This window comes from Herbaspirillum sp. UBA812 (assembly GCF_002296545.1).
Classification (GTDB): Bacteria; Pseudomonadota; Gammaproteobacteria; order Burkholderiales; family Burkholderiaceae_D; genus Herbaspirillum; species Herbaspirillum huttiense.
In genome coordinates this window covers 6,417-14,017 of the sequence record NZ_DBIC01000295.1, presented here as the reverse complement: position 1 = coordinate 14,017, position 7,601 = coordinate 6,417, and the positions used below count along the sequence as shown (strand labels likewise).

7 protein-coding genes and 1 pseudogene are annotated in these 7,601 nt (G+C 65.5%); 3 read left to right on the top strand and 5 right to left on the bottom strand.

Features of this window, described 5'->3' with window-relative positions:
- Both B3873_RS20360 and B3873_RS20355 read left to right on the top strand, forming a co-directional pair.
- Positions 1-189, top strand: a pseudogene (locus tag B3873_RS20360) (nitrate ABC transporter, permease protein); the annotation flags it as partial.
- A gap of 13 nt (positions 190-202) precedes the next feature.
- Positions 203-1,015, top strand: a complete 813-nt coding sequence (locus B3873_RS20355) for an ABC transporter ATP-binding protein (protein ID WP_121037827.1) — start codon at positions 203-205, stop codon at positions 1,013-1,015.
- A gap of 50 nt (positions 1,016-1,065) precedes the next feature.
- Here the strand turns inward: B3873_RS20355 and B3873_RS20350 are convergent, their stop codons facing one another.
- From B3873_RS20350 to B3873_RS20340, 3 genes are read right to left on the bottom strand one after another with little or no spacing between them, the layout of a single operon-like run.
- Positions 1,066-1,440, bottom strand: a complete 375-nt coding sequence (locus B3873_RS20350; RefSeq protein WP_209531957.1) for a DUF423 domain-containing protein — start codon at positions 1,438-1,440, stop codon at positions 1,066-1,068.
- Positions 1,441-1,451: 11 nt separating this feature from the next.
- Positions 1,452-1,970 carry a hypothetical protein gene (locus B3873_RS20345; RefSeq protein ID WP_286868640.1) on the bottom strand — a complete coding sequence of 173 codons (519 nt, stop codon included), beginning with the start codon at positions 1,968-1,970 and terminating at the stop codon, positions 1,452-1,454.
- A gap of 6 nt (positions 1,971-1,976) precedes the next feature.
- Positions 1,977-2,438 (bottom strand): hypothetical protein, encoded by a 462-nt coding sequence (locus tag B3873_RS20340; protein WP_286868637.1) that lies wholly within the window; start codon positions 2,436-2,438, stop codon positions 1,977-1,979.
- A gap of 176 nt (positions 2,439-2,614) precedes the next feature.
- On the opposite strand from B3873_RS20340, the gene B3873_RS20335 reads away from it, so the two are divergent.
- Positions 2,615-3,529: an alpha/beta hydrolase family protein gene (locus B3873_RS20335; RefSeq protein WP_209531955.1), complete on the top strand. Its 915-nt coding sequence runs from the start codon at positions 2,615-2,617 to the stop codon at positions 3,527-3,529.
- Here B3873_RS20335 and B3873_RS20330 read toward each other — a convergent pair.
- Both B3873_RS20330 and B3873_RS20325 read right to left on the bottom strand, forming a co-directional pair.
- On the bottom strand, positions 3,523-5,697 hold the full coding sequence (locus B3873_RS20330; RefSeq protein ID WP_286868635.1) for an SLC26A/SulP transporter family protein: 2,175 nt from the start codon (positions 5,695-5,697) through the stop codon (positions 3,523-3,525). The genes B3873_RS20335 and B3873_RS20330 overlap by 7 nt on opposite strands.
- Before the next feature lie 331 nt (positions 5,698-6,028).
- A partial coding sequence (locus tag B3873_RS20325; RefSeq protein ID WP_286868633.1) for an FUSC family protein occupies positions 6,029-7,601 on the bottom strand: 1,573 nt, incomplete at its 5' end.

Below are 7,601 nucleotides of genomic sequence, written 5' to 3'. Positions count from 1 at the left end.
GTGATCGTGGCCGCCGAGATGCTGACCGGCGGCGTCGGCATCGGCTTCTGGGTCTGGGATGAATGGAACAACCTGAACGTGCCGCACATCATCATCGCCATCGTCGTCATCGGGGTGGTCGGGCTGGTGCTGGAACAATTGCTGGTGGCGCTGGCCAAGGCGTTCACCTACGAGCAGGTCAACAACTGAGGAGGGCGGGATCATGGACAACATCAACGGCAAGTTCATCGACATCCACGGTGTGGAGATGGTGTTCCACACCAGGAAGGGCGTGTTCCATGCACTGCGCGAGATCAACCTGACGGTGGCCAAGGGCGAGTTCGTCACCTTGATCGGCCACTCCGGCTGCGGCAAGTCGACCTTGCTGAACCTGATTGCGGGCCTGCTCAAGCCCAGTGATGGCGTACTGCTGTGTGCCAATCGCGAGATCGGTGGTCCGGCACCGGAGCGTGCGGTGGTGTTCCAGAATCACTCGCTGCTGCCCTGGCTGACCTGCTATGAAAACATCTATCTCGGTGTGGAGCGCGTCTTCGGTGCCAGCGAAAATCGCACCCAGTTGCGTGACCGCACGCGCGCCGCGCTGGCCTTGGTCGGCCTGACGGCGGCCGAGAGCAAGCGGCCCAATGAGATCTCCGGCGGCATGAAGCAGCGTGTCGGCATTGCCCGCGCGCTGGCGATGGAGCCCAAGGTCCTGCTGATGGATGAACCCTTCGGCGCACTCGATGCACTGACCCGTGCGCACCTGCAGGATGAGTTGTTGAAGATCGTCGCCAAGACTGAATCGACGGTGGTGATGGTGACCCACGATGTGGATGAGGCAGTGCTGCTGTCGGACCGCATCGTGATGATGACCAATGGTCCCGCCGCCACCATTGGCGAGATCGTGGAAGTGAAGCTGCCACGTCCGCGCGACCGTGTCTCGCTGGCGCAGGATGCGCAGTATGGTGCCTATCGCACGGCGGTGCTGGAGTTCCTGTACCGCAAGCAGGCGCATCCGGCGCGTGAGGCGGCCTGAAACAGCATTAACGCCGGTTTAATGCTCTCGCGAAGAACCTTAAGCGCAGCTTAACGGTTCTTCAGCGCCGCCCATGCCACCAGCAGCCACGCGGCGAGGAAGGCCACACCGCCAAACGGCGTGATGGCACCGAGGATGCGGGTACCGGTCAGGGCCAGCAGGTAGAGGCTGCCGCTGAAGATGACGATGCCCGCCAGCATCAGCCGGCCGGCCCAGTGCAGCGCGGCACCGGCCATGCGCGGCATCAGCAGCGCCACGGCGATCATGCCCAGCGCGTGCATGACCTGGTAGGTCACGGCGGTATGCCAGATCGCCAGCATCTCTTCGGAAATCATTTTCTTCAAACCGTGCGCGCCGAAGGCGCCACAGCCCACGGCCACGAACATGTTCAGCGCGCCAGCGGCGATCAGGGTACGTTCTTTCATTGGTCTTGCTTTCAGTCGGGAAGATTCAGGGTTTCCAGTTCCGTCTCCGGCAGGCCATCTTTGCCCGCCGTCTCGACGGCATCCGGATAACAAGCGCGATGCTGTTCCTTGCCGCTGCTGCGTTCACGCACCACCAGACCGGAGGAATCCTTGGGGAGGTTCTGTCCCTTGAAACCGGTGCGAATCATCCGGTCATAGTAAAAATAATCGTAGCTGTCGGTACTGAAACGGACATGCGATTCGTAACCACCCGAATACATGGTGTAGCTGCGAAAGAATCGTCCTTCCGCAGGCTGGGGCGTCTCGGGAAATTGCATCTCGATCTTGCTTGCAGTCCCGAAGCGGTATTGCAAGCGACTGCGCTTGTCGGGATAGTCCGCCGAGGCGCACAGTGACGCCGTTTTCTTGCGCGCGGTCTGACAGCTGTAAATGATTTTCTCTCCCGGCTTGCAGAGGCTCTGGGAGAGGGGCGCTGCCAGCGCAGGAAACGACGGCAATCCAAGTAACAGGACGAGTATGCGTATTTTCATTTTGATTCAATAAGTCGGACGTACGCCTTTGCCCAGCCGATACTCATGCCGCAACACGAACTGCGACGTGGCGATCAGCCCCGACAATCCCAGGATCAGTTGCGTCAGCGTATCCGGCGGCAGCACCCATACGCTGCCTGCGGGGGCCGGCACGTTGGCGGCAGCGCTGATGACCGGGGCCGCCCATGAGGCTTCCTCGCTCACGTCCAGCAGGATCTGGCCTTCGGGCGTGGTGTGCAGATGGATATCGCCGCCCAGCTCCAGCGTAAAGCAGATGCCCTGGCCGGCGTTGACGGTGTTCATCTTGTGACGGAACACCACGGCCTGCAGCTCGCGGTTGTAGGTGTCGATCCAGGTCTCCACCTCCTGCACGTTCTGCAGCACGATCCATGCGCGCGGTGCGGGGATGGTGTCGGCACCGGCAACGGCGTCATCGGGGAAGATCGGTTCGGGGGCTTGCTCGGACATGGTCAATGCAGGACCGCGCCGCGCGCGGCCCGTGGTGGCTACGGGGAAGGCAGCAGTATATAGGATCGCCGTGACTGGAGGCGCCAGCCGTCGACTTGCAAAAGTGCTTGCCTGGCGCTCGGGACTGGCGGTAGCTTATGCGCTCCGGCCTGCTCGGCCCTCATCATAAAAATTCCATGCGCCAATTCTCTTTCTTCGCCTTCGGCAGGCTGCTGCCGACACTGGGCCTGTGCTGCCTTCTCCTCGCTCCCCTCGCTGGACGCGCCCAGCAACTGTCGCTGGACATCAACGAATCGGTCACCAGCATCGACGTCAGCGTCAAGGACCTGTATGGCCGGCAAGAGAGCGGCAAGGTCGTCATCACCCAGTTCAAGCCGGCCGGACCGGGGCCTTTTCCGGTGGTCATCCTCAGTCACGGACGCAGTCCCACCAATCGCCAGGATCCGCCGCGTTTTCGCTTCACCAGGCAGGTGCGCTACTTCGTCTCGCGCGGCTTTGCCGTCTTCGAGCCGACCCGCATCGGCTACGGCGCCTACATGACGCAGTTCGATCCCGAGGACAGCGGCAGTTGCTCCAGCAAGGATTACGCGCCCATGGCCGAGGCCGGCAGCACCGAAATCCTGGCCGTGCTGGATTACGCCCGGCAGCAGCCGTATGTCGATGCCAAGCGTGTGCTGTTGGTGGGACAGTCGGTGGGGGGCTACCTCACGGTGGCCGCTTCCGCGCGCAATCCCGAGGGGGTAGTGGGCGCGATCAATTTTGCCGGCGGCGCCGGCGGCGATCCGGAAAAACGTCCCGGCAATCCCTGCGCCCCCCAGCTGCTGGAAGAGATGTATGCCCGCTTTGGCCACGCCGCGAAGATGCCCATGTTGTGGATCTATACCGAGAACGACCTCTACTTCGCCCCGGTCCACAGCAAGGCGTGGCACGAGGCCTTCGTCAAGGCCGGTGGCAATGCAGACTATCGGCTCCTGCCGCCCTTCGCCCAGAACGGGCATACGCTCTTTGCCCGTGGCCCCGAGATCTGGGAGCCCATTGTCGGCGAGTTTCTCGACAAGCTCGGCCTGCCGGCACTGCGTGCGGCTCAATAAGCCAGTCGATACGCCTCATTGGTCGATTCCAGCCGGCTGGCAATGACCTTGACCACATACGCATGCAGGCGCAAGGCCGTGGCCGGATCGTCCTGTTCCAGCTGGCGCAGGCTGGCCAGCGTCAGCTGCCAGGCCAGTGTGGGGCGGTCGGTGACGACGTCGGCGGTGCGCCGCTGGCCGCGATAGAGCGCCATCTCGCCGACGATGGTGGCACTGCCGAAAGAACGCAGGCGCATGCGGCCGCCGCCCTCCAGCGGCAGCGAGATGCTGACCAGACCTTCGTCGATGAAATACATTGAATCACCCGCATCGCCCTTGCGGAACAGCAGCGTGCCGGCAGCCATCTCCACCTTCTCCATGCGCGCCATGAGCGACGCCATTTCGCGCGCATCAAAATGCTCGGCCAGGCTGCTGTGCAGGGCATCGCGCGATTCATTCCGCATGGCCTGTTCCAGCAGGCGGTCTTCCACCCATTCGAGGGCCAGGTCGAGATCGGCAAACTCGCGCGGTGCCGTGCCGCTGAAAGCGGCACGCGCAATCGGACGGCGGATGGGATCGGCAATGCCGGTCAGGATCAGGGTCACCTTGTATTGCTCGCACACCTGCGCCAGCTTGACGAAGCTTTGCGAGGTGGAAGCATCCAGTCCCTGCACATGGCGGAAGTCGATGATGATGAACTGGCGCGGCGACTGCAATTGCTCGCGCACCCGATGCACGATCTGGTTGGCGCTGCCAAAGAACAGGAAACCCTGCAGGCGCATGCCGAAGACGCGCTGGCCCAGCTGCTTGAGTTCCGCATGGGCGGCGGCACCGCGCTCGAGCTTGGAGTGCAGGGTGGCGCCGGTGAATTCCATCTTCACGCAGGACACCCGACCATAGTCCAGCACGAACAGCACGCAGGCCACCACCACGCCCAGCGCCACGCCGGTGACGAAGCCATAGCAGGCCACCACCGCCACGATCAGCACGATCAGGAAATAATCCCCGCGCGCCAGACGGCGGCTGCGGACCAGCCATTCATTGAGCAGTCCGCCACCCAGGCCGATCAACAGCCCGGCCAGCACCGGCTTGGGGAAATAGCCCAGCAGCGGAATGAAGAACAGCGCGCACACCAGGCACAGCACCGCCGCCAGCAGGGTGGCGACGCGATCGCGCGAGCCGAAGCGGTAATTGAGCAAGGTGCGCGAGAGCGAATGGCAGCCGACCACGCCCCCGAAGCATCCGCTGAGCATGTTGGCCAGGCCGGCGCTGCGCAGTTCACGATTGAAGTCCACTTCGCGCCGCGTGGCCAGGCTCACGCCGGTGGCGTTGAGCAGGATCGCGAGCGTGGTCACGGCGATCAGGGCCAGCAATTCTCCATAGTGACGCCACAGGATGTCCCAGTGCACCAGCGACCAGGAGACCTGCACCGGCAGCTGCACATGGCCCAGGCTCAGCGGCGCGAACATCCAGCCCAGCGCGCGGGCCTGCGCCAGCGACAGTCCGCTGGCCGCCAGCGCGCCATAGAAGGCCGCACTGGCCAGCGCCAGCGAGACCGGCAGCGCCAGCGGATGATCGAACTTGCGGCCCGGCAGGCCCAGCATGCCGATCACCACGATGGCCACCGGCAGCAGTTCCTGCCAGTGCAGGTCGATGCCGGTGCGCAGGGCATCCAGCCCCAGGGGATGCCCGGTCAGCACCGTGAAGGCACCGCTCCAGAGCAGATAGCCAGTCCCGGCGAGGAAGCCGCCGACCACCGGGAACGGCACGAACAGCACCAGGTTGCCGCGCCTCAGTGCGCCCAGCGCCATGAGCGCCAATCCGACCAGGAGGCTGCTGAGGGTGATGGCGATGGTGACCGTGGCCAGGATCTCGGCTGGAGAGAGCTGGGCGCGCTGCATGGTGGCGCTGATGCCGCCGACCATCAGCGAGAGCAGGCCGACCGAATTGGAGTCCGCCCCGCCCAGCATGAAGGGCAGCGAACTGGTGAAACAGATCACCAGCAGGCACAGCACGCTGGTGACGAACATCAGCGGCAGCCCGGCCTGCAGCAGGGCATCGCCGCTGGCGCCAAAGATCATGACGGCATAGCTGACCGCATAGCTCACCGACACCAGCGCCACCACGCAAGCCGCCGGCAGGCTGCCCAGCCAGTGGCGTGCCCGCGCCAGCAGTGTGGATTGCGGCATCAGATGACTTTCCCCGAAGGCTGCGCGTTTGTGCGGCATGCCTGTACCCCCATCGATAAGGACCGGTCGTTGCTGCCGGTCGTTGTTGTTGTCTGGCGTGTGCCTGCGCGCCCCCGCGCGCGTTACCGGCCCGGCGCTTCGCGGTGCACGCCGCAGTCGTCGCCGTTGTTCCGGTAGTGCCAATCATGAAGGGCAATCTATCACACGAAAATGACAAAATGACAACAACCCCCCGGTTTGATGAACGAAGTGAAGGTTTCGGCAGATATCCGCGTCGCTGCTGATGTTGTGCTCTTTCCCTCCGGAAAAAGATGAAGGGAAGCGCCGTTTTTCAGGGAGCGTCGGCGCGGCCGTTTTGCCGGTGCCACTGAACCGAGGCTTGCCCGGCCAGCTCACGCAGGCTGCGCAGGGAAGCGACTTCATCGGCGCTCAGGGCGTCGCGCTGGCGGCGCAGACCGCCGAGCTCGTGCAGCGCGGTTTCGGCCTCGATGCTGGCCAGTCCGGCCTGGCGTTGCAGCTGTCGCAGCACAGGAGCTGGCTGCTGCGACAGGACGGCGTCCAGATAGGCGCGATTGGCTTCCAGTCCGGCCGCGATGCGCTGGCGCGGCGTAGCGCCGAGATCGGGCCACAGCGCCAGCGCGGCCAGCAGGGCGGCAGCGCTGCCGATCAGGTTGTCCAGTGCGCGGGCCGAGGCGATCCCGGTGCCGGGCTGCAGCATGTCGGTCACGCAGATGAAGAGCATGGTCAGAAACACCACGAACACCGTGTAGTTCACCAGCCGCAGGGCAATTGCCAGCCCTGCCAGCAGGACTGCCACCAGCGGCAGCAGCAGGCCGTGGGCCGGGACCAGCTGCAGCAGCGTCAAGGCCAGCAGGCCGCCCAGCAGGCTGCCCAGGATGCGTTCCAGGCAGCGTGTCCAGGTCTGGCGCGCCGCGCCCTGCAACACCACGACCACCGCCATCGTCGCCCAGTACGGATAGCCCAGATGAAAGGCCTCGGCCGCATAGAACACGGCGGCCACGCCGGCAGCCTGGCGTCCCCCCTGTTGCAAGCCCCGCAGCAGGCCGGCACGCAGGCGGTTGCGGGGCGGGACCGCCGGGGCAGGCGAGGGCGGCAACGAGCACGGGCCGGCGTGCGCGGCTTGCCGTGCCTGCAGCAGGCGGTCGGCTTGCGCCAGCGCGCGCAGGCAGCCGGCGATCAGGGGATCGGCTGCTGCAGCGTGCGGTCGGGCGCTGCGCGGCCGGTTGGCCTTCGCGGGGGATGTCTCCAGAACGGCGAGGGCGTGCAGCAGCACGGCGATGGCCACACGCGCAGCCCGGCGGCGCTCGCCCGGACTGGCCAGTTGCTGGATGGCCGCATGCTCCAGTGCGATCAGGGTGTGGAAGAGCATTTCGCAGGCTTCCAGCCGGCGTTCCCATGCATCCGCCTCGGCCATGGGTGTGCCCGCATGCCGCTGCAGCATGGTCCGCAGGCGTTCCAGCGCCAGCCGTGTGGCGCGGCGATGTTCGCCGTGCTCACGGTGCCAGTGCTGGTCGCGGTGCTGTCCGGGCGGCGCGGCCAGCAGGGCCAGGCTCATGTCCATCATGCGCAGCAGCGCCGCACGGGCCGCCTGGCGCAGGGCAGCCTGGTCGTCGAGACGCCAGGCCAGATTGATCAGCAGCCAGGCCCAGGCGGCACCGGCGCAGAAGGAGGCGGCCTGCAGCGCGGCCATCGCCGCCCCGTGCGGAAAACCTGCCGCCACCACGGCGACCACTGCCAGCAGCGTCCCCAGCAGGGTGCCGGACTCGATGGCAGCGGTCAGCGTCACCACGCCCAGCACCATCAACGGCGCGCTCAGCAGGGCCGCGTGCGGGGCCCAGGAGGCGCTCCAGGCACCGAAGAAGGCCACCGCCGTGCCTGCCACG

What these genes read in the sequence shown, in the direction of transcription:
- B3873_RS20345 (WP_286868640.1), bottom strand. Translation starts at nt 1,970, where the DNA reads ATGAAAATACGCATACTCGTCCTGTTACTTGGATTGCCGTCGTTTCCT.
- B3873_RS20335 (WP_209531955.1), top strand. Translation starts at nt 2,615, where the DNA reads ATGCGCCAATTCTCTTTCTTCGCCTTCGGCAGGCTGCTGCCGACACTG.
- B3873_RS20340 (WP_286868637.1), bottom strand. Translation starts at nt 2,438, where the DNA reads ATGTCCGAGCAAGCCCCCGAACCGATCTTCCCCGATGACGCCGTTGCC.
- B3873_RS20355 (WP_121037827.1), top strand. Translation starts at nt 203, where the DNA reads ATGGACAACATCAACGGCAAGTTCATCGACATCCACGGTGTGGAGATG.
- B3873_RS20330 (WP_286868635.1), bottom strand. Translation starts at nt 5,697, where the DNA reads ATGCCGCAATCCACACTGCTGGCGCGGGCACGCCACTGGCTGGGCAGC.
- B3873_RS20350 (WP_209531957.1), bottom strand. Translation starts at nt 1,440, where the DNA reads ATGAAAGAACGTACCCTGATCGCCGCTGGCGCGCTGAACATGTTCGTG.